This window comes from Christiangramia sp., from assembly GCF_029937855.1.
Classification (GTDB): domain Bacteria; phylum Bacteroidota; class Bacteroidia; order Flavobacteriales; family Flavobacteriaceae; genus Christiangramia.
In genome coordinates, this window is the sequence record NZ_JAPYPC010000013.1 from 223 (window position 1) to 18778 (window position 18556).

20 protein-coding genes and 1 tRNA gene are annotated in these 18556 nt (G+C 36.9%); 10 read left to right on the forward strand and 11 right to left on the reverse strand.

Annotated features, from left to right (window positions below; all coding sequences use genetic code 11):
* Positions 1-248: 248 nt before the first annotated feature.
* Both Q1K34_RS08695 and Q1K34_RS08700 read right to left on the reverse strand, forming a co-directional pair.
* A tRNA-Gly gene (locus Q1K34_RS08695) sits at positions 249-321 on the reverse strand.
* Between the two features lie 47 nt (positions 322-368).
* Positions 369-821, reverse strand: a complete 453-nt coding sequence (locus Q1K34_RS08700; RefSeq protein ID WP_300437307.1) for a GNAT family N-acetyltransferase — start codon at positions 819-821, stop codon at positions 369-371.
* A gap of 47 nt (positions 822-868) precedes the next feature.
* Between Q1K34_RS08700 and Q1K34_RS08705 the strand changes: the two genes are divergently transcribed.
* Genes Q1K34_RS08705 through Q1K34_RS08715 form a run of 3 tightly spaced genes read left to right on the forward strand, consistent with a single transcriptional unit; the run spans position 869 to position 3365 of the window.
* Entirely contained in the window at positions 869-1420 is a 552-nt protein-coding gene (locus tag Q1K34_RS08705) for an ATP-dependent Clp protease proteolytic subunit (RefSeq protein WP_300437310.1), read from the forward strand.
* A gap of 2 nt (positions 1421-1422) precedes the next feature.
* Positions 1423-1704, forward strand: a complete 282-nt coding sequence (locus Q1K34_RS08710; RefSeq protein ID WP_300437313.1) for a GNAT family N-acetyltransferase — start codon at positions 1423-1425, stop codon at positions 1702-1704.
* Positions 1705-1733: 29 nt separating this feature from the next.
* Complete coding sequence (locus tag Q1K34_RS08715; protein WP_300437315.1) at positions 1734-3365, forward strand: L,D-transpeptidase family protein; 1632 nt, start codon at positions 1734-1736, stop codon at positions 3363-3365.
* Positions 3366-3374: 9 nt separating this feature from the next.
* Here Q1K34_RS08715 and Q1K34_RS08720 read toward each other — a convergent pair whose 3' ends face one another.
* Positions 3375-4112, reverse strand: coding sequence for a murein L,D-transpeptidase catalytic domain family protein (locus Q1K34_RS08720; RefSeq protein WP_300437319.1), 738 nt, complete (start codon positions 4110-4112; stop codon positions 3375-3377).
* Between the two features lie 457 nt (positions 4113-4569).
* On the opposite strand from Q1K34_RS08720, the gene gpmI reads away from it, so the two are divergent.
* From gpmI to Q1K34_RS08750, 6 genes are read left to right on the forward strand one after another with little or no spacing between them, the layout of a single operon-like run.
* Entirely contained in the window at positions 4570-6087 is a 1518-nt protein-coding gene (gene gpmI / locus Q1K34_RS08725) for a 2,3-bisphosphoglycerate-independent phosphoglycerate mutase (RefSeq protein ID WP_300437322.1), read from the forward strand.
* A gap of 6 nt (positions 6088-6093) precedes the next feature.
* Positions 6094-6654, forward strand: coding sequence for a thioredoxin family protein (locus tag Q1K34_RS08730; RefSeq protein ID WP_300437324.1), 561 nt, complete (start codon positions 6094-6096; stop codon positions 6652-6654).
* A 52-nt stretch (positions 6655-6706) separates the two neighbouring features.
* Complete coding sequence (locus Q1K34_RS08735) at positions 6707-7111, forward strand: BT0820 family HAD-type phosphatase (protein ID WP_300437326.1); 405 nt, start codon at positions 6707-6709, stop codon at positions 7109-7111.
* A gap of 8 nt (positions 7112-7119) precedes the next feature.
* A complete protein-coding gene (gene map, locus Q1K34_RS08740; RefSeq protein WP_300437328.1) occupies positions 7120-7935 on the forward strand; it encodes a type I methionyl aminopeptidase in 816 nt (271 codons plus the stop codon).
* On the forward strand, positions 7928-8491 hold the full coding sequence (locus Q1K34_RS08745; RefSeq protein WP_300437331.1) for an HNH endonuclease: 564 nt from the start codon (positions 7928-7930) through the stop codon (positions 8489-8491). The genes map and Q1K34_RS08745 overlap by 8 nt, the downstream gene beginning before the upstream one ends.
* A 3-nt stretch (positions 8492-8494) precedes the next feature.
* A complete protein-coding gene (locus tag Q1K34_RS08750; RefSeq protein WP_300437334.1) occupies positions 8495-9259 on the forward strand; it encodes a class I SAM-dependent methyltransferase in 765 nt (254 codons plus the stop codon).
* Here the strand turns inward: Q1K34_RS08750 and Q1K34_RS08755 are convergent, their stop codons facing one another.
* The 8 genes from Q1K34_RS08755 to Q1K34_RS08790 form a co-directional block, all read right to left on the reverse strand.
* Positions 9260-10273, reverse strand: a complete 1014-nt coding sequence (locus tag Q1K34_RS08755) for an FAD:protein FMN transferase (protein WP_300437337.1) — start codon at positions 10271-10273, stop codon at positions 9260-9262. It abuts the gene before it with no gap.
* A gap of 1 nt (position 10274) precedes the next feature.
* Complete coding sequence (locus tag Q1K34_RS08760) at positions 10275-10631, reverse strand: Na(+)-translocating NADH-quinone reductase subunit F (protein ID WP_300437340.1); 357 nt, start codon at positions 10629-10631, stop codon at positions 10275-10277.
* A gap of 524 nt (positions 10632-11155) precedes the next feature.
* On the reverse strand, positions 11156-12442 hold the full coding sequence (gene nqrF, locus Q1K34_RS08765) for an NADH:ubiquinone reductase (Na(+)-transporting) subunit F (RefSeq protein WP_300437343.1): 1287 nt from the start codon (positions 12440-12442) through the stop codon (positions 11156-11158).
* Between the two features lie 15 nt (positions 12443-12457).
* Positions 12458-13072 carry an NADH:ubiquinone reductase (Na(+)-transporting) subunit E gene (nqrE, locus tag Q1K34_RS08770; RefSeq protein ID WP_300437346.1) on the reverse strand — a complete coding sequence of 205 codons (615 nt, stop codon included), beginning with the start codon at positions 13070-13072 and terminating at the stop codon, positions 12458-12460.
* Between the two features lie 27 nt (positions 13073-13099).
* Positions 13100-13846 carry an NADH:ubiquinone reductase (Na(+)-transporting) subunit D gene (locus tag Q1K34_RS08775; protein ID WP_300437349.1) on the reverse strand — a complete coding sequence of 249 codons (747 nt, stop codon included), beginning with the start codon at positions 13844-13846 and terminating at the stop codon, positions 13100-13102.
* 2 nt (positions 13847-13848) lie between these two features.
* Entirely contained in the window at positions 13849-14592 is a 744-nt protein-coding gene (locus Q1K34_RS08780) for a Na(+)-translocating NADH-quinone reductase subunit C (protein WP_300437351.1), read from the reverse strand.
* Between the two features lie 2 nt (positions 14593-14594).
* Positions 14595-15776, reverse strand: coding sequence for an NADH:ubiquinone reductase (Na(+)-transporting) subunit B (locus tag Q1K34_RS08785; RefSeq protein WP_300437354.1), 1182 nt, complete (start codon positions 15774-15776; stop codon positions 14595-14597).
* Positions 15777-15790: 14 nt separating this feature from the next.
* The gene (locus tag Q1K34_RS08790; protein ID WP_300437358.1) at positions 15791-17134 is read right to left on the reverse strand and encodes a Na(+)-translocating NADH-quinone reductase subunit A; all 1344 of its coding nucleotides are present in this window, start codon (positions 17132-17134) and stop codon (positions 15791-15793) included.
* A 161-nt stretch (positions 17135-17295) separates the two neighbouring features.
* On the opposite strand from Q1K34_RS08790, the gene Q1K34_RS08795 reads away from it, so the two are divergent.
* Complete coding sequence (locus tag Q1K34_RS08795; protein WP_300437361.1) at positions 17296-18549, forward strand: DUF5103 domain-containing protein; 1254 nt, start codon at positions 17296-17298, stop codon at positions 18547-18549.
* Positions 18550-18556: the final 7 nt, after the last annotated feature.

The window sequence follows — 18556 nt, forward strand, 5'->3', positions numbered from 1 at the left end:
TTCGATGAAGCTTTTAGAGCGGGAGACCGGGTTCCCTTCGACTAGGCTCTGGACAGGCTTCTCACCCTAAAATTGCTTGAACAAGAAAGATTTCAAAATAAAAAAAGCCTCACCTTTCGATGAAGCTTTTAGAGCGGGAGACCGGGTTCCCTTCGACTAGGCTCTGGACAAGCTTCTCACCCTGAAATTGCTTGAACAAGAATGATTTCAAAATAAAAAAAAGCCTCACCTTTCGATGAAGCTTTTAGAGCGGGAGACCGGGTTCGAACCGGCGACATTCAGCTTGGAAGGCTGACGCTCTACCAACTGAGCTACTCCCGCCTGTGGCTGCAAATATAATCTGAAACGGTTCCAAAAACCAAAACTTTTTACAGCTTTTTTAAAAAATGATATCCTCTTATAATATATCCTAAATTCATGTAAAACTTATGGGATCCAAAATTCTCTACATAGCTGTTTAATTCCATGGTTTCACAATCTCTGGACAAGGCATATTCATGAATAAATTCAAATAACCTCTTTCCTACTCCTTTCCCCTGAAATTGTTCCTCTACATAAATATGATCTGCTTCGCAAGCTCTTCCGGCATAATGCCTCGTCATAAACCACAAACCAAAAACACCAATCAATCTATCGCCTGTATAAATCCCAAAACATTCATAATTTTGATCAAACATTTCAAGCAGACGCTTTTTTAATAATTCGTCGTGGGGTGGTTGTTCATGCAGCTTCTTCAAATAGGGCAAAACCACTGCAAAATCTTCCTTTAAAATCTTGTTAAATGCCAGTTCCATGATTCTGTTTTCTGCTAAAATAGTCATATTTTTAGCTAAACTTATAATAAGCTAAATAAGCATAAATGGATTTCATGAAAAATAAAACTGGAAAAATTCAGGACTTAATTGACAATAAATTATTAGAAAAAAGAAAGATCTACTTGTGGGGCGAGGTGAGCGACAAAACCGCAAAATATGTTATTGATAGGCTTGAATACCTTGACCTCGAAGGAGATGGAGAAATTGAACTATTCATCAATAGTCCAGGAGGTTATGTAACTGACGGATTTGCAATTTACGATACCATTATGAGCTTGGAATCATCCGTTTCAACTATATGTACAGGATTAGCTGCGTCTATGGGTTCTATATTACTTTCCGCAGGAAAAAAAGGAAGAAGATTTATCCAGCCTCACGCAAAAGTAATGATCCATCAACCAAGCGGTGGCGCAAGAGGACAGGCTTCCAATATCGAGATTGCGGCCAATGAGATCTTGAAGACAAAACATTTAAGCGCTGAAATTCTTGCTGAAAATTGCGGCCAGAGTGTAGAAAAAGTATTAAAGGATTTTAACCGTGATTACTGGATGGATGCAAAAGAATCGATGGAGTATGGAATTGTAGATGGGATTTATAAAAAATAATCATGGAAATAAAACATAAAGAGAATAATAGTCGGGGTATGTTCTATATAGAAAATGATACGGGACTAATCGCTGAACTTACTTATCATAAGAATGAAAACGATATTCTTACTATAGATCATACTGAAGTAAAACGCACTATGGAAAACCAGGGGATTGGGTCCAGCCTGGTGAAAGAAAGTGTACTCTATGCCCGCAAGCATAATTTAAAAATTGATCCTCTTTGTCCTTTTGCGGAAGTACAGTTTGATATGAATAAATCTTATAGTGACGTAAGAGCCTAAACGATCCAAACCTCTACTAAACATTAAATATGCGAAGCCCCCTGTTGAAATTCGCTTTAGTATTTCTATTTCTGTTTTCTTCCTGTAAAAACAATCAGGAAGATGCGGGGATTGAAGAGCGTAATGAGGTTGAAGAAGTTACTTCCCTAACGGAAGATGATAAAATTGAAGATTTTTTTGAAGATGCTGAAACTGGGATCGATCAAATTTATAACTTATCTCAAGTAACTGAATTCTATAAGGAAAATGATTTTGAACCCATCTGGACTTCCCGGGAATTACGGGAAGATATTTATAGGAATATAGAAAATATTGAAGATGAAGGATTATTTTTCGAAGATTATCATGGTGAAAAACTTCAGAAATTATTAAGTTCTTTAGATACGAATTCGGAAGAAGAAAATAACCTCCTGGAAATTCTCCTTACCGACTCTTACTTAAAACTTTCAGAAGATTTAGCTACCGGAAAATTAGATCCTACAGAAATACATGATATTTGGGGAACACCCATAAATCAAATAGACCCCAGATCTTTACTAAAAAAGGCGATTTCAGAGGGCAACATTCAACAAAGCCTGGACTCCCTAAAACCAAATCATATTGTTTATCATCAATTAAAGGAAGCCTTAAGACAGTTCAAGAAAACTGGAATTAGAGAAAAGTCTTCAACGAAAATTCCTTCTGGCAGACTTATAAAACCGGGCGAAAAAAGTGACCGAATTCATTCTGTTACTAAAAGATTAGCGGAACTAGGATATTTTAAAGCTCCCATAGATTCAACCAATACCATCTACAATGAAAATATTCAGAAAGCAGTAAAAAAATTTCAGTTAGACCATGATATTCAGGTTGATGCTCTTTTGGGGAACAATACGATTTCTAATCTTAATCTGACAAAAATAGACAGATACCATCAACTTCTGGTCAATCTGGAGCGTTGGAGATGGTATCCAAGAGACCTTGGGGAACACTATATTATTGTAAATATTCCGGGTTACCAATTAAGCGTTGTGAAAAATGGTGATACTTTAAGAAGCCATAAGATTATGGTAGGAACTGAAGTTAGAAAGACTCCAGTATTTTCAGACGAGATAGGCTATATTATCTATAACCCATCCTGGACTATTCCTCCTACTATAAAAAAGAATGACGTTATACCCGGAGCAAAAAGAGATATAGGATATTTTCAGAAGAAAAACATAAAAATTTACGATAATGACGGAAACAATGTTGATCCTTCCTCTGTAGACTGGAATTCTTCAAAAGCAAATTCTTTTACGTACCGGCAACCCGCCGGTCCAACAAATCCGCTGGGGATTGTAAAAATTATTTATCCTAATGAATATTTAATTTACTTGCACGATACTCCTTCCAGAGATTTATTCGAAAAGAATGTTAGAGCTCAAAGTTCCGGTTGCGTTCGGGTTCAGGATGCACTGGGATTGGCAAAATATCTTTTGAGCGATCAGGAAGCTTATGACGATAAAAAAATTGAAGATATCCTGAACTCTGGAAAAACCACACAAATTCCGGTAAAACAGAAGGTAAAAGTGCATCATTTCTATTGGACGGCCTATCAAAAAAAAGATACCATCAAATTTATTGATGATATCTATAATATGGATCAGAAGATTTGGGAACTATTGAAACCCAAAGTCTGATTATACTTTTTATACGTTCAGAAAACTTGATCTTTCCATGTAATTTTCATCACTTTTATGTATGTAAACAACCGACTTTCCTTTAATTTTATGGATTAATTCTTTCGCAATCTTGTTTGGAACCGCAGGACAACCATAACTTCTCCCCAGGCGACCATATCTTTTGATAAATTCAGGTTCCGCATAATCTGCACCGTGTATTACCACATAACGCTCACGTGCCTTAGAATTGAATCCTTTTTCCATCCCGTCTATAAATAGAGAAAGTCCGTTTTTACCAAAATAAGTTTCCCCTGTTACATAGAACCCAAGAGAACTCTGGTGTGAATTCACCTTATTAGAGAAATTCTTAGCAAATTCAAGACCTGTATTCTTCCCATGTGCCACATAAGTATTGAAAACAACCTCTTTTGTATCCATATTTAGGATCCACATTCTTTTCATTTTAGAAGAAAGGTTAAAATCTATGACAGTTAATAGAGGATTGGATACTTTCCCTGCTTCTTCCAGTTTTGTGTAACCACTAATAGCCTTTTCGAAAACAGAAAGGTTGGGCATTGTGGAATTTTTCGTTGAAAAAGTATTGTAAAGATCGGCTATCTTTTCTTCTAATGATTTTTTTATTCTGATTTCAGAAGTTGATTTTGGAACAATTTCGGAATTTTCGGAAGGTTTGATTTCGGAGGTACTGCTAAATGCGAATGAGAAAATTAATACTCCAATCAGGCTAAGAATTCTGTACTTCATATATTATCTTTTTTCTAATTTCTGTTAACGAAAACCAAAAGTCCTGCCAACATACAAAAATTTACAAGGAATTTTATCTAAACTTAAAATTTAACACTTTGCACACCTATTCTACTAATACTGAATATTTTAAAGTATAAACAAAGTGCTGTTGCATAACGTTGATTTCTTCGGGATATTTCAAATTCCTGGAATTTAAATGTTAAAAATTTAATTTTTATTAATCGGTAATCTGAGTATCAATAATATAACCATCAAAAAATATTTGAACCTTTATTTAACCTCCCTACTCTATTTTAAAGCTGACTTCAAAAATTTAAAAAGAAGGTCATAGTAACTTAATGAAAACCAATCCTAGAATGAATTAATAACTTTAGTTTTAATAAAACATTAAGCCCGTGATTTCAGGCATTGCATTCATTTGTTTTTATCTTTATCGCCAAACTATTTGGAAGTTATGAATAAGAAAGTTCTTTTGATGATATTAGATGGCTGGGGCATCACTCAAAATGAGGAGGTTTCAGCTGTAGCTAAAGCAAATACTCCTTTTATGGATTCTTTGCCTGGAAAGTTTCCCCATGCTACATTAAGAACTGACGGTATGAAGGTGGGGCTTCCTGAGGGGCAGATGGGAAATAGTGAAGTTGGCCATATGAATCTTGGCGCCGGGCGTATCGTTTACCAGGATCTGGTAAAAATAAATATGGCTGTTGAAAAAGATACCCTTAAGGACGAACCAGTATTAGAAGAAGCATTTAATTATGCCGTTAAAAATAATAAGCCGGTACATTTTTTAGGTCTGGTGAGCGATGGAGGTGTGCATTCTCACATCAACCATTTAAAAGGTCTATTATCTGCCGCAGAAAAACTGGGCGTGAAAGAAAAGTATGTGCATGCTTTTACCGATGGCCGTGATGTAGATCCACATTCAGGAAAAGATTTTATTAAAGACCTTCTTCCTCACCTAAAAGAAACAAACTCTCAACTTGCTTCTATTATTGGAAGATATTACTCCATGGACAGGGATAGGAGATGGGAGCGTGTAAAAGAGGCCTATGATCTTATTATAAAAGGAGAGGGAAAAGCAACTACCGATGCCGTATCTGCCATCCAGGAAAGTTATGATAATGATGTAAGTGATGAATTTATAAAACCCATTGTACTTACTGATGGTAACGGCAAACCCGTGGCGAAGCTAAGCGAAAAAGATGTGGTGATTTATTTTAATTTCAGGACAGATCGCGGCAGGCAACTTACCCAGGTTTTATCTCAGGATGACTTTCCTGAATATAATATGAAAAAACTTTCCCTGTACTATGTGACGATGACGAAGTATGACGATAGATTTGAAAATGTGAACGTAGTATTCAAAAAATCAAATATTAAAGCCACTTTGGGCGAGGTATTAGAATATGAAGGGAAAAAGCAAATTAGGATAGCTGAAACTGAAAAATATCCGCACGTAACTTTTTTCTTTTCAGGTGGCCGGGAAGAACCTTTTGCAGGAGAAAAAAGAATTATGTGTAATTCTCCCAAAGTCGCTACTTATGATCTTCAGCCGGAAATGAGCGCATATGAAATTAAAGACAAAATAGTTCCCGAAATTGAGAAAGAATCTGCAGATTTCATTTGTCTTAATTTCGCCAATCCCGATATGGTTGGCCATACTGGTGACTTTGATGCAGCCGTTAAAGCTTGCGAAACAGTAGATATCTGTGCTAAAGAAGTAGCTGAAACAGCATTTGAAAAGGATTACTCTATTATTATTATCGCCGATCACGGAAACAGTGAAGTGATGATGAATCCGGATGGCAGCCCAAATACAGCCCATACTACCAATCCGGTTCCGTTAATTTTGATGGATAAAGAGATTAAAACCATTCAGGATGGTAAGCTTGGAAATATTGCACCGACTATTTTAAAACTCATGGGCATTACGCAACCCGATCTAATGACTGAAGACCCTTTAATTTAATATTTTATGAATAAATTTTTTATCCTACTCACCATCATCAGTATTAGCTGCGGAAATGGTGTAAAAAACGTAAATACTGAAGAATCAGCTAAAAATGAGAAGCCTCAAGACGCAGAAATTCAGAAAGATATGTTATTAGGTAAATTTGACAAAGAAGACCTTGAGCAAAAACCTTTCTCGAGTTGGTACGAGGCCGCTTATAAAGAATTCAATCCCAATTCTTCTTCCATAGAAACTATCAAAGAGAATATTAAGGACTACGAGATAAAACTATTAATGGGAACCTGGTGCGGGGATAGTAAGAGAGAAGTTCCAAAATTTCTCAAAATTCTTGATAAAACAGTTTATGACTATAACAATTTAGAAATGGTGGCTGTAGATTATAATAAAACTACTCCTTCCAGGATAGAGGAAACATTGGATGTACATCATGTACCAACCATTATTTTTTACAAGAATGGAAAAGAAGTAAACAGATTTGTGGAGTATTCGCAGGGAGAAAGCATAGAGGAAGACATTGCAAAAATTGTAAGTGGAGAAGGGTACGAAAACTCATACGCAAAGTAATATATAGCCGTTAATAATAAGGAATTAAAGAAAAATTAATTAATTTCGCTTTATGCCCAATTCTCTTACCATAGCAGTTGATTTTGATGGCACTATAGTAGAGAATAGATTTCCTGAAATCGGAAAACCTATACTTTTTGCCTTTGAGTCCCTAAAGAAATTACAGGAGGAAGGTCATAGACTTATATTATGGACCTATCGCAGTGGCAATAGACTTGAAGAAGCTGTAGATTTTTGCAGAAAAAATGGCATTAAATTTTATGCCGTAAATAAAAGCTATCCTGAAGAAGAATACGATGAATCTATTAGCAGAAAAATTCTTGCGGATATTTTTATTGATGACCGTAATCTTGGAGGAATGAAAGGATGGGGAGAAATATTTCAAATGCTAAGTATAGAAAATCCCAGGAAGATTAAAAAGAATAAAAAAAGATCCGGTTTATTCGGAAGATTTTAAAAAAGTATATGATAATACCAAAATCCAGAGAAGAAATAGAATTAATGCGTGAAAGTGCCCTTGTGGTATCTAAAACCCTGGGTATGCTTGCTCCAGAGATAAAACCCGGAGTAACTACGCTGCAACTGGATAAAATGGCTGAAGAATTTATTAGGGATCACGGGGCAGAACCCGGTTTTTTGGGATTATATGATTTCCCAAATTCCCTCTGTATGAGTCCTAACGCCCAGGTTGTTCATGGAATCCCAAATAAAACTCCCTTAAAAGAAGGAGATATTATTTCTATTGATTGCGGAGCGATTAAAAATGGCTTCTATGGAGATCACGCCTATACCTTTGAAGTTGGTGAAGTGGCTCCCGAGGTAAAAAAACTTCTTGAAGTTACCAAAGAATCGCTTTACGTTGGAATAAGGGAATTTAAAGCCGGAAACCGCGTTGGTGATGTAGGCTATGCCATTCAAAAATACACCGAGGATCACGGTTACGGAGTTGTTAGAGAACTCGTGGGCCATGGTCTGGGAAAAACCATGCATGAAGATCCCGAAATGCCAAATTATGGCCGCAGGGGAAAAGGTAAGAAATTTGTAGAAGGTATGGTGGTCGCTATAGAACCAATGATAAATCTAGGAACTAAACGAATAAAACAATTACCGGATGGCTGGACCATATTAACAGCCGATAATAAGCCAAGTGCACATTTTGAGCATGACGTGGCACTGGTGGATGGGAAACCAGAACTACTATCTACATTTAAATACATTTATGAATCCTTAAATATTAAAACCAAAGAAGAAGACGAATTTAGAGCAAAAGTTTATGATTAAAAGTTACAGACAGGAAATCTGGAAAACCCTACACAAAGATTCCTGGGAAGACCGCTTTATCTATAAAGTCTCAAATTTCGGAAGAATGATCAGTTATCTGAAAAATCCCGAAGGAGACCTAATGACAGGCGGAAAAGTAGGTGGATATGTAAACTTCGCAGTAAAATTGAAGAATGGAAAACACAAGACGTACTACATTCATCGCATTATTGCCGAAATGTTTTTAGAAAAAAAAGAAGGCGACCAGTATGTAATTCACAAGAATTTTGTGAAAAACGACAACCGCGTTTCTAACTTGGCCTGGGCCACCAAAGACGAATGGGTCCAACATCAATACAACAGTCCTAAGGTACAGGAGAACAAAAGGAAGAGGAAACTTAGAAAGGTGACTTCCTACTCCAAGCTTACCTATGCACAGGCTGTGATCTTAAAGAAAAAACTTTTAGATCCCGAAAGGAAAACCCGTATTAGAGTACTTGCCAAACAATTTGGAGTTTCTGAAATGCAGTTATACCGCATTAAATCTGGCGAAAACTGGGGCGACATCGAAGTATAGAGAATGAGTAATCTTTTTAAACTGGCCTTAAATTCAATTCCCAGGCCTATTCTTATTAGATGTAGTTACCTGGTAAGGCCGTTTTTAAAGATTTGTCTCAAAGGAAACCGGTATACCGATCCCATTGATGGGAGTAGTTTTCGAAAGTTTTTAGCGTACGGTTACGAGCAGCAGCGGGAAAATGTTCTTTCCCCATCTACCCTTTCTTTAGAAAGGCATAGGCTGTTATGGCTTTATTTGAAAAATGAAACCGATTTTTTCAGCAGAAAGCAGAAAGTATTACATTTTGCTCCCGAACAGGCTTTTTACAAACGATTCAGGAATTTATCAAACTTAAATTATACCACTACAGACCTTAACTCGCCCCTTGCTGATGTAAAAGCAGATATCTGTAATTTACCGTTTGAAAATAATAGTTTCGACTTTGTTCTATGCAACCATGTGTTAGAACATATCCCTGACGATACTAAAGCCATGCAGGAAATATATCGAATTTTAAAGCCCGGTGGCACAGCCATTCTGCAAATTCCACAGGATTTAAATAGAGCAGTTACTTTTCAGGATGATTCAATTACAGATCCTAAAGAACGCGCTAAGATATTTGGGCAGTATGATCATGTACGTATCTACGGAAGAGATTATTTCGATAAACTGAGAGCTATCGGTTTTAAGGTAGAAGAAGTTGATTATACCTCAAAACTATCTGCTGCTGAAGTAGATAAATACCGTCTGGCCAAAGGAGAGATCATTCCTGTTTGCCGAAAATAATTAGTCAAGGAGTTGTTTCTGAAAACCAGGAGTTGAGAAAATTTCCATTTTTCCCTCTTTAGAAGAATAAAGAATATAGACTTCCACTGCCTCCAAATTTTGAAGAACCTCCTTAGTCCTATCTAATCCTAAAGCCATAAATGCCGTAGCGTAAGCATCGGCCATCATGCAGTTTTCTGCCAGTACTGAAGCGCTTAACAAATTGCTTCGTTCTGCTTCTCCTGTCTTCGGATTAATAGTGTGAACATATTTTTGTCCGGTAAGCGTGTCCATCCTGTATTTCCTATAATTCCCAGAAGTGGCCATAGCGGCATTTTCAAGCTTCACTTTAGCCTGCAAACTGCGATCTCCTTTCTCTTGATTGGGATCATCAATTCCTACCACCCAATGATTATCATTCTCGAGATTTCTGCCTTTAGCACGTAATTCCCCTCCAAGTTCTATCAGGTAATTTTCCACGTTTTTTGATTCCAGATATTCAGCAATCACATCTATAGTATATCCCTTGGCAATCGCGTTAAAATCGAGATAAACTAAGGGATCATCTTTCTGAATAGTTCTATCCTCTTTTAATTTGATCTTTTCAAATCCAACCAAATTCTGTAAAGAATCAAGTTTTACACTATCAATCTGTTTTAAGGCTTTTTCAGGACCAAAACCATAAGCATTAACAAGCACGCCCACTGTAGGATCAAAGAAGCCATAAGTCTCTTTAAATACTTTATCTGAAGTATTGAAAACATTCACAAAATGATCATCTACCTGAACAGTTGTGTCGCCTCTATTAATTCTGGAAATATCAGATTTTGTTATGTAGGTGCTCATGGAGGAATTGATATTATCAAAAATACTATCCAGTGACTTTTTAAAATCCAGATCGGTATCGGAAAAATATCGAATCATATAAGTTGTTCCTAATGCCTCACCATTATGCTCCTGGCTATCAATTTTAGCTTCATTCCCACAGGAAATAAGATTGAATGCTGATAAAAATAAAATGAATACCTTTTTCATATTAAAATTCTTTCCACCCGGAATAATTCACAATATAATCTTCGTCGCTGCTGATTGGTTTTTCGTAATCCTCTGAATTGGCCAGGCCCACTCCGGCATAAAAAGTACGTGCATTAAACTTTTGTGCATGTTCTTTGATTTCTTTCATAAAAGCCGGATCAAAGGCATTTGGATCATCTGGATATTCTATGGCCCTTACGATCACAAAATGGAGTTTAGTATCTTTTAGAGCCACAAACTGCGGATTTCTCTTCAGCTTACTGTTCACTCCAAGAAATTCATATCCATTATCTTCCAGATCTTTTCCCACGATATTCATCGCAAGGTTATGCAGTTCCTGTTCATTTAATTTTGGCATAGGATAAAGATAAAAATTAGCTGATTGAAAATTGTTTTTCTTCAGGCTGAACTTGTTTCATATTCTAAAATAAAACTCAAAAAGAGATTCTGAAGTAAATTATCATTGATTTATTTCTGAAATTATTAATCATCAGGTTAAATACTTAATTTTAAGAGCCTCCATTTTCCCCGGCCTCTCGAAAATTTATCATAAAATTTAAAGTGTAGGCACTGTGAAATTTTAGGCTGTTTGAGCTATACCCATTTTCTATAAAAACACATCTCAATAGCGAGTTCCTAAAATTTAGGTGCTGAATGATAAATTTACATAAAGTTTGGTAGCCTAGATTTTGAATGCATCCGACGACCAAAGTGAGAGGAATGCATAATTTTTCATCAATGGAAAAAATGAACAGGTATCCTCATAAAATATGTCAATTTCCTACACCAGGTAACTTTTTTATAACAGGTATCAGGATGACCTATTAAAAGTTTTTTTAACATTAAATAAAAAAATCCCGCCGAAGCGGGATTGTATATATATTATCCTCCAAAGTCATCAAATCTGATATTCTCAGGCGGAATTCCAAAATCCTCTCCCATTTTCTGGACAGCTTTATTCATCAATGGAGGACCACAGAAATATAATTCGATTTCTTCCGGTTCTTCATGATGTGATAAATAGTTGTCGATTACCACCTGGTGAATAAATCCTACGAATCCATCACCTTCATCATCAAGATTAGATTTTACTTTCCAGTTATCTTCTTCAGCTGGTTCAGAAAGTGCCAGATAGAATTTAAAATTGGGGAAATCTCTTTCTAAAGCTCTGAAATGTTCTGTATAAAACAATTCACGCTTGGAACGACCACCATACCAGTAAGTCACTTTTCTACCCGTTTTCAAAGTTCTGAACAGGTGATATAAGTGAGACCTCATTGGTGCCATTCCGGCTCCACCTCCAACGTATAGCATTTCAGCATCACTTTCGTTAATAAAGAATTCACCGTAAGGACCTGAAATAACAACTTTATCACCTTTTTTCAGGCTAAAGATATAAGAAGAAGCGACTCCAGGATTTACATCCATCCAACCGTCTTTTGCACGATCAAACGGTGGAGTAGCAATACGTACATTCAACATGATCTCACGTCCTTCTGCAGGGTAAGAAGCCATTGAGTAAGCTCTTTCCACAGTTTCAGGATTTTTCATTACCAGTGGCCATAATTTGAATTTATCCCACTCAGCCTTGAATTTGTCTGGAGTTTCATGTTCTTCCGGGTGTGCAGTGATATCCATATCTTCGAATTTCACCTCACATTTTGGAACTTCAATCTGAATATATCCTCCGGCTTTATAATCCATATCTTCAGGAATTTCAACAACAAATTCCTTAATAAAAGAAGCCACATTGTAATTTCTAACAACAGTAGCATCCCATTTCTTAATTCCGAAGACCTCTTCAGGAATGGTAATTTTCATGTCCTGCTTCACCTTCACCTGGCAACCAAGTCTCCAACCGTCTGCAATCTCTTTTCTGGTAAAGTGAGGCTCTTCCGTTGGAAGAATTGCTCCTCCACCATCCTGCACGATACATTTACATTGGATGCAGGTTCCACCTCCACCACAGGCAGAAGGTAGAAAAAGTTTATTATCACCTAAAGTTGAAAGTAATGTTCCTCCGGAACCTACTTCTATATCTTTTTCGTTATTTACATTAATGGTTACCGGACCGGAAGGGGTCAGTTTTGCCTTGGCTCCTAAAAGGATGGATACCAATAACAAAATCAGCACTAAAAATACTACTATACTCGCTATTATAACTGTCATAATCTTTCTTTACGATTATAATTTAATTCCCATAAAACTCATAAATCCTAGTGCCATTAGGCCAGTAATGATAAATGTAATACCAAGACCTTTTAATGGAGCAGGAACATTTGAGTACGCAATTTTTTCTCTAATGGCGGCAATTGCTAGAATTGCCAGGAACCACCCGACACCACTTCCTAAACCGTAAGTAACAGCTTCAGAAATTCCGCTGAAATCCTTTTGTTGCATAAAAAGCGAACCACCAAGGATCGCACAGTTTACCGCAATAAGTGGAAGGAAGATACCTAAAGCACCATAAAGTGCCGGAGCAAATTTCTCTACGATCATTTCAACAAGTTGTACCATAGAAGCGATTACCGCGATAAACATGATAAAACTTAAGAAACTAAGATCTACGTTCGCATATTCAGCACCTAACCATTGCAAAGCTCCAGGCTTCAAAAGATAATTGTCTAACAAAAAGTTAATTGGCACTGTAACTACCAGTACAAATATTACTGCAGCACCTAAACCAACAGCTGTTTTTACAGTTTTAGATACCGCCAGGTAGGAACACATTCCCAGGAAATAGGCGAATATCATATTTTCAATGAAAATACTTCTTACAAATAGATTAACTAATTCCATTTTTTATACTTTTTTGCTGTTCAGCTGTTAGTTTGCTTCAATTAGTTTCCGGTTTCTTGCACGTTGCACCCATATAATAAGTCCTACCACGATAAGCGCCATAGGGGATAGCAACATTAAACCGTTATTTTCATAACCCAGTGCATAAAGACCTGTAGATTCAGCGAGGGTAGCTCCTTTATGACCAAGAACTTCAAATCCGAATAATTTTCCTGAACCTAAAAGCTCTCTAAAGAAGGCTACGATAATCAGGATTAATCCGTATCCTGCAGCGTTACCAATTCCATCAAGAAATGATTTATAAACCCCGTTACCAAGCGCAAAAGCTTCCAATCGTCCCATTACAATACAGTTGGTAATAATAAGACCGATAAATACCGAAAGTTGTTTACTTACATCGTAAGCATAAGCCTTTAAGATTTGATCTACCAAAATCACCAGGGAAGCAACCACTACAAGCTGAACAATAATTCTTATCCGGCTTGGAATAAGGTTTCGCAGCATGGAAATAATCATGTTACTAAAAGCCATTACCGCCATTACTGCAATTGCCATTACCACTGCAGGTTCTAACTGTACTGTAATTGCCAGTGCAGAACATATTCCTAATACCTGTACAGTAATCGGGTTATTATCATCCATAGGATCTGATAATAACTTTCTATTTCCTTTGGATAGAAAATGCTCTTTTTCTTCAGAATCTGAAAGAAAAAGGATCATCTCCTGTTTCTTCTCTTCCTCTTTAGCAGAGTTGTGTTTTGTCTCTTTAGCCATAATTATTTTATTGCTACTTTAATATCCTTTTGTTTCTCAAAATAAGGTAAATAACGCTTCAACCTTTCTGAGATCATATCTGAAACACCATCACCGGTAATAGTTGCTCCGGAAATCGCGTCTACTTTATTATCGTCTTTATCTGAAGCATCTATATTTCCTTTAACCACAGATACACCTACAAGATTGCCATCGCCGTCAAAGATCTTTTCTTCTTCAAAAGCTTCTTTAAACCACTGTTTTGTGATTTCAGCTCCCAGACCTGGAGTTTCCCCAAGGTGATCAAAAGTGGCTCCTTTTATTGTGTTAACATCATCCTTTAAAGAGATGTAACCAAAAATAGCATTCCATAGTCCATTTCCTCTCAAAGGAAGCACATAATACTTCTTGCCTTCTACTTCAGCTATATAAAGGGGAAAAGTCTGCTCCTCTACAGGCTTCTTAAGCTCCTTAGCCAAATCCACCTCAAAAGCATCCTTTGATTCATCTACCTCACCATTTTGATTTAAAGCAAGTTCTTCTACGATATATTGATTGTATAATTCTTCAGCTCCCGGGCGATCTGTTTCAATTCCTACGGTCGCAAGAATATTCTGCATCTTTTCCTGACGCACATTTTCACGTTGTGTTGGCTGTAAAGAAGTCGCTGTAAAAGCAAGTACCGAAGCTACCACCACCACAAGGATCACGGCGAACATAAATGTATAGCCGTTACTGTTTGTTTTATTTACTGATTTCTCTTCCATAACTAAACTGCTGTTTCTACCTGAGGATTAGCATTCTTAAGTCTTTTCTTTCTTCTATTCACGTTCGCCTGGATCACATAATGATCTATCGTTGGCGCAAATACATTCATTAAAAGAATTCCAAGCATTACCCCTTCTGGATAAGCTGGGTTGAACACACGAATCATTACTGATAAGAAACCAATTAGAAATCCGTAAATCCATTTTCCTTTCATCGTTTGCGCAGCCGATACTGGATCTGTTGCCATAAAAACAATACCAAAGGCCAATCCACCCACTATTAAATGTAAATACCATGGGAAATTAGTAAGCTCATTTCCTTCTAATCCTAAAGAAGGAAGGGCATTAAAAATAAGTCCCATAATTGCTGCACCTATAAAAGCACTTAACATAATTCTCCAGCTTCCTACTTTAGTCAATATAAGCAATAATGCTCCGGCAAGAATACATATTACTGAAGTTTCAGCAATAGACCCGGGAATTACTCCAGAGAACATATTCATCGCTGAATAGGAAACTTCATTACCAGAGGCAAGTGTTCCTAAAATAGTTTCTCCTGATACCGCATCAACTTCCGCGGCATTACTCACCCATACTGTGTTACCAGACATGTAGGTAGGATAAGCGAAGAATGCAAATGCACGCGCGGTAAGTGCCGGGTTAAGGATATTCATTCCCGTTCCTCCAAATGCTTCTTTTCCAATAAGAACTGCAAAAACTACAGATAAAGCCACCATCCAAAGTGGAATATCTATAGGCATGATCATAGGAATAAGAAGTCCGGTTACCAAATAACCTTCATTAACTTCGTGGCCTCTGAAGATCGCAAATGCAAATTCAATACCCAGACCTACTCCGTAAGATACGGCGATCATAGGAATAATCTTTAATGCTCCGTGTCCAATCGCCTCCCAAAAGGTAAATGCTTCACCTAACTGAGAATAATATTGATATCCACCATTCCACATTCCGAAAATAAGTGCCGGAATTAAAGCCAGAACCACGGTGATCATGGTTCGTTTAAGGTCTACTGCATCACGGATATGCGCTCCCTTTTTGGTGGTATGATTTGGAGTAAAAAGAAACGTATCCAAAGCGTTAACCGCCGGGGCATATTTTTCTAATTTTTGTCCCTTACTAAAAGGCTCCTTAATTTTATCTAATCGTTGTCTAATCCATTCCATAGTTCTTCAGCTTTTTAACCTACTTCAGTGATCATTAAATCCAGACCTAATCTAATTACTTCCTGGATTTCAATTTTGGAAGTATTCACATATTCTACCAAAGCAAAATCTTCAGGAGCTACTTCATAGATCCCAAGATTTTCCATTTTTTCAATATCACCTGCCATACAAGCCTTAATAAGCTGCATTGGGTAAATATCCATTGGCAGAACTTCTTCCATTTCTCCGGTAACTACCAAAGCTCGCTCTTCCCCATTAAGATTGGTGGTAGGCGTAAATTTTCTCTTCGGAAATAACCAGGATAAAGAAGTACGTGAATTTGAATGAATGTGATTATAAGTAAATGGCAACCACCCAAACATTCGGTAATTATCACCCTCAGGAATTAAAGTCACTTCATTTTCGAAGAAACCAACATATTGATTATTGGAAAGCTGAGTTCCTGTTAATACGTCTCCTGAAATTATCCTTACATCATCTGGAGCCTGACCTATAAGATCTGATACATTTGCTCCAATAGTTGTCTGATAATATTTTCTATCTTTAGCTTCACTTCCGGTTACTGCAATAGTACGATCTGCTCGAAATTCACCGGTTAGAAAAACATTCCCAATAATAGCAACATCTTCCACTCCAACCGTCCAGATATGCTCTCCCCTATTTAAAGGATCTATCTTATGAATTTGAATACCAACATTCCCTGCAGGATGATCTCCTTTTACATGATGCAATTCAACACCCTGAATATTTTTTAAATATTCTGCTGAACTTTCATCTACGGAAAGGTGAACCTTCCCCGGAGTAAGTTTTCTCAAAGCATTGATTCCTTCCTGAAAAGCATCGACTTTATCTTTGATGATAAAACCTTTATCTGCTGCAAGAGGCGCGGTAGTTACTGCAGAAATAAAAATGGCCTTTGGAGTGTCTTTTGGATCGGCAACTATATCATAAGGCCGCTGATATATAAAAGCACCACAACCGCTATCAAGAATTTTTTCCTTTATATCTTTAGCATCTGCTTTGGAAGCATCCATTTTACCAAAATCGCGGTAAACATCTTCAGCGTCTGCCTCGATAATCACCTCAAGGATTTTTCTTTTATCCCCTCTTTTAATTTCTTTAAGAACACCACTTACTGGTGTGGTAAAGCGAATTTGCTCTGTATATTTGGAATAGAAAATCTCATCACCGGCAAGAAGTTTTGCTCCTTCTTTAACAACCATTTTAGGCACAACAGTGTGAAAATCTGGCGGTTTTATCGCGTAAGTCTTAGATCGCGGAGCCTTCACAAGCTCTTTTTCCGCCTCCCCTTCTAATCGTAGAGATAATCCTCTTTTAATTCGAATGTCTTTTGACATAGGATGGAGTGTATGTTAAAATTTTTAGTTTAAAGTCGGGCAAATTTAAGAATTTTCACTCCATTTCTCCCAAGAATTACAAGAATTTTACTTTGAGCAACTGTTAAAATAAATTCATTAGAAAAGCATATTTCTATTAAATTTGTCTTTAATTAAAAGACATGAAATATTTTCTGCTTACTATACTCTTAGGAGGGATCTCCTTTACCGGCCTAGCTCAGGCCATAGAAGAAACCCTTCCCCCCGCCTTTATAAAAACGGTGATTTTTCAGGGAGATTCTACAGAAAACACTGGTAATCCTATTCTTAGACTTGGGAACCGCATCAACCTCAGTTTTGATGACATCATTGGAGATGAAGCGGATTATTATTATACAATAGAACATTATAATTTTGACTGGACTCCCAGCCAACTTTCAAAAAACGAGTATCTGGAAGGCTTTGACAATGTAAGGATCATGAATTTCACCAATTCTTTAAACACCTTACAACCCTATACCCATTACGAGTTATCCATACCCAATAACAATATAAAGCAATTAAAGGTTTCCGGGAATTATCTTTTAAGCGTTTATAATTCTAACCGTGAACTTGTTTTTTCCAGGAAATTCATTCTATATGAACCCATAGCCCAGGTGCGTGCCGAGATCAAAAGATCACGGGACCTTAAGTATATAAATGAAAAACAGGTGGTAAATTTCAGTATTAACTCCCCGGACCTGCTTTTAAAGAACCCAGATCAAAATGTAAAAGTGAGCCTTGTTCAAAATTATAACCTCAAACTCGCCCTTTCCGATCTAAAGCCACAGTATACTATCGCCAATGAACTTATTTACAGGTATGATACAGAATCTTCTTTTTGGGGAGGAAATGAGTTTTTACAGTTTGACAACAAGGAAATTAGAGTAACTACTTCAGATATTTCCAGCGTAGAATTAGGAGATCTTTATCATCATTTTCTGTTTCTGGATTTCACCAGAAATAGCCAGTCGTACACCTATAATCCGGATATCAATGGTGGATTCGTAGTGAGGAATATTCAGGCTCAGAATTCAGATGTTGAGGCAGATTATGTATGGATCCATTTTCGACTGAAGAATTATGATATTATTGAAAATGGCGATATCCATTTATATGGAGGCTTTAATAATTTTGAGCTAAATAAAAGCACTATGCTTACCTATAACGAAGAAACAGGATATTATGAGGGAGCACGATTATTTAAGCAGGGCTATTATAATTATAAATATGTTTTACTCAACCAGGATGGAAGTATTGATGACGGATTTATAAGCGGAAATTTTGATGAGACTGAAAATGTGTATACGATAATGGTTTATTACCATCCTCCAGGCGCACGGTATGACAGGCTCATAGGGGTGGGATCTGCCAATTCCCGGAATATTCGAAACTAATTCTTAT

What these genes read in the sequence shown, in the direction of transcription:
- Q1K34_RS08700 (WP_300437307.1), bottom strand. Translation starts at nt 821, where the DNA reads ATGACTATTTTAGCAGAAAACAGAATCATGGAACTGGCATTTAACAAG.
- Q1K34_RS08705 (WP_300437310.1), top strand. Translation starts at nt 869, where the DNA reads ATGAAAAATAAAACTGGAAAAATTCAGGACTTAATTGACAATAAATTA.
- Q1K34_RS08710 (WP_300437313.1), top strand. Translation starts at nt 1,423, where the DNA reads ATGGAAATAAAACATAAAGAGAATAATAGTCGGGGTATGTTCTATATA.
- Q1K34_RS08715 (WP_300437315.1), top strand. Translation starts at nt 1,734, where the DNA reads ATGCGAAGCCCCCTGTTGAAATTCGCTTTAGTATTTCTATTTCTGTTT.
- Q1K34_RS08720 (WP_300437319.1), bottom strand. Translation starts at nt 4,112, where the DNA reads ATGAAGTACAGAATTCTTAGCCTGATTGGAGTATTAATTTTCTCATTC.
- gpmI (WP_300437322.1), top strand. Translation starts at nt 4,570, where the DNA reads ATGAATAAGAAAGTTCTTTTGATGATATTAGATGGCTGGGGCATCACT.
- Q1K34_RS08730 (WP_300437324.1), top strand. Translation starts at nt 6,094, where the DNA reads ATGAATAAATTTTTTATCCTACTCACCATCATCAGTATTAGCTGCGGA.
- Q1K34_RS08735 (WP_300437326.1), top strand. Translation starts at nt 6,707, where the DNA reads ATGCCCAATTCTCTTACCATAGCAGTTGATTTTGATGGCACTATAGTA.
- map (WP_300437328.1), top strand. Translation starts at nt 7,120, where the DNA reads ATGATAATACCAAAATCCAGAGAAGAAATAGAATTAATGCGTGAAAGT.
- Q1K34_RS08745 (WP_300437331.1), top strand. Translation starts at nt 7,928, where the DNA reads ATGATTAAAAGTTACAGACAGGAAATCTGGAAAACCCTACACAAAGAT.
- Q1K34_RS08750 (WP_300437334.1), top strand. Translation starts at nt 8,495, where the DNA reads ATGAGTAATCTTTTTAAACTGGCCTTAAATTCAATTCCCAGGCCTATT.
- Q1K34_RS08755 (WP_300437337.1), bottom strand. Translation starts at nt 10,273, where the DNA reads ATGAAAAAGGTATTCATTTTATTTTTATCAGCATTCAATCTTATTTCC.
- Q1K34_RS08760 (WP_300437340.1), bottom strand. Translation starts at nt 10,631, where the DNA reads ATGCCAAAATTAAATGAACAGGAACTGCATAACCTTGCGATGAATATC.
- nqrF (WP_300437343.1), bottom strand. Translation starts at nt 12,442, where the DNA reads ATGACAGTTATAATAGCGAGTATAGTAGTATTTTTAGTGCTGATTTTG.
- nqrE (WP_300437346.1), bottom strand. Translation starts at nt 13,072, where the DNA reads ATGGAATTAGTTAATCTATTTGTAAGAAGTATTTTCATTGAAAATATG.
- Q1K34_RS08775 (WP_300437349.1), bottom strand. Translation starts at nt 13,846, where the DNA reads ATGGCTAAAGAGACAAAACACAACTCTGCTAAAGAGGAAGAGAAGAAA.
- Q1K34_RS08780 (WP_300437351.1), bottom strand. Translation starts at nt 14,592, where the DNA reads ATGGAAGAGAAATCAGTAAATAAAACAAACAGTAACGGCTATACATTT.
- Q1K34_RS08785 (WP_300437354.1), bottom strand. Translation starts at nt 15,776, where the DNA reads ATGGAATGGATTAGACAACGATTAGATAAAATTAAGGAGCCTTTTAGT.
- Q1K34_RS08790 (WP_300437358.1), bottom strand. Translation starts at nt 17,134, where the DNA reads ATGTCAAAAGACATTCGAATTAAAAGAGGATTATCTCTACGATTAGAA.
- Q1K34_RS08795 (WP_300437361.1), top strand. Translation starts at nt 17,296, where the DNA reads ATGAAATATTTTCTGCTTACTATACTCTTAGGAGGGATCTCCTTTACC.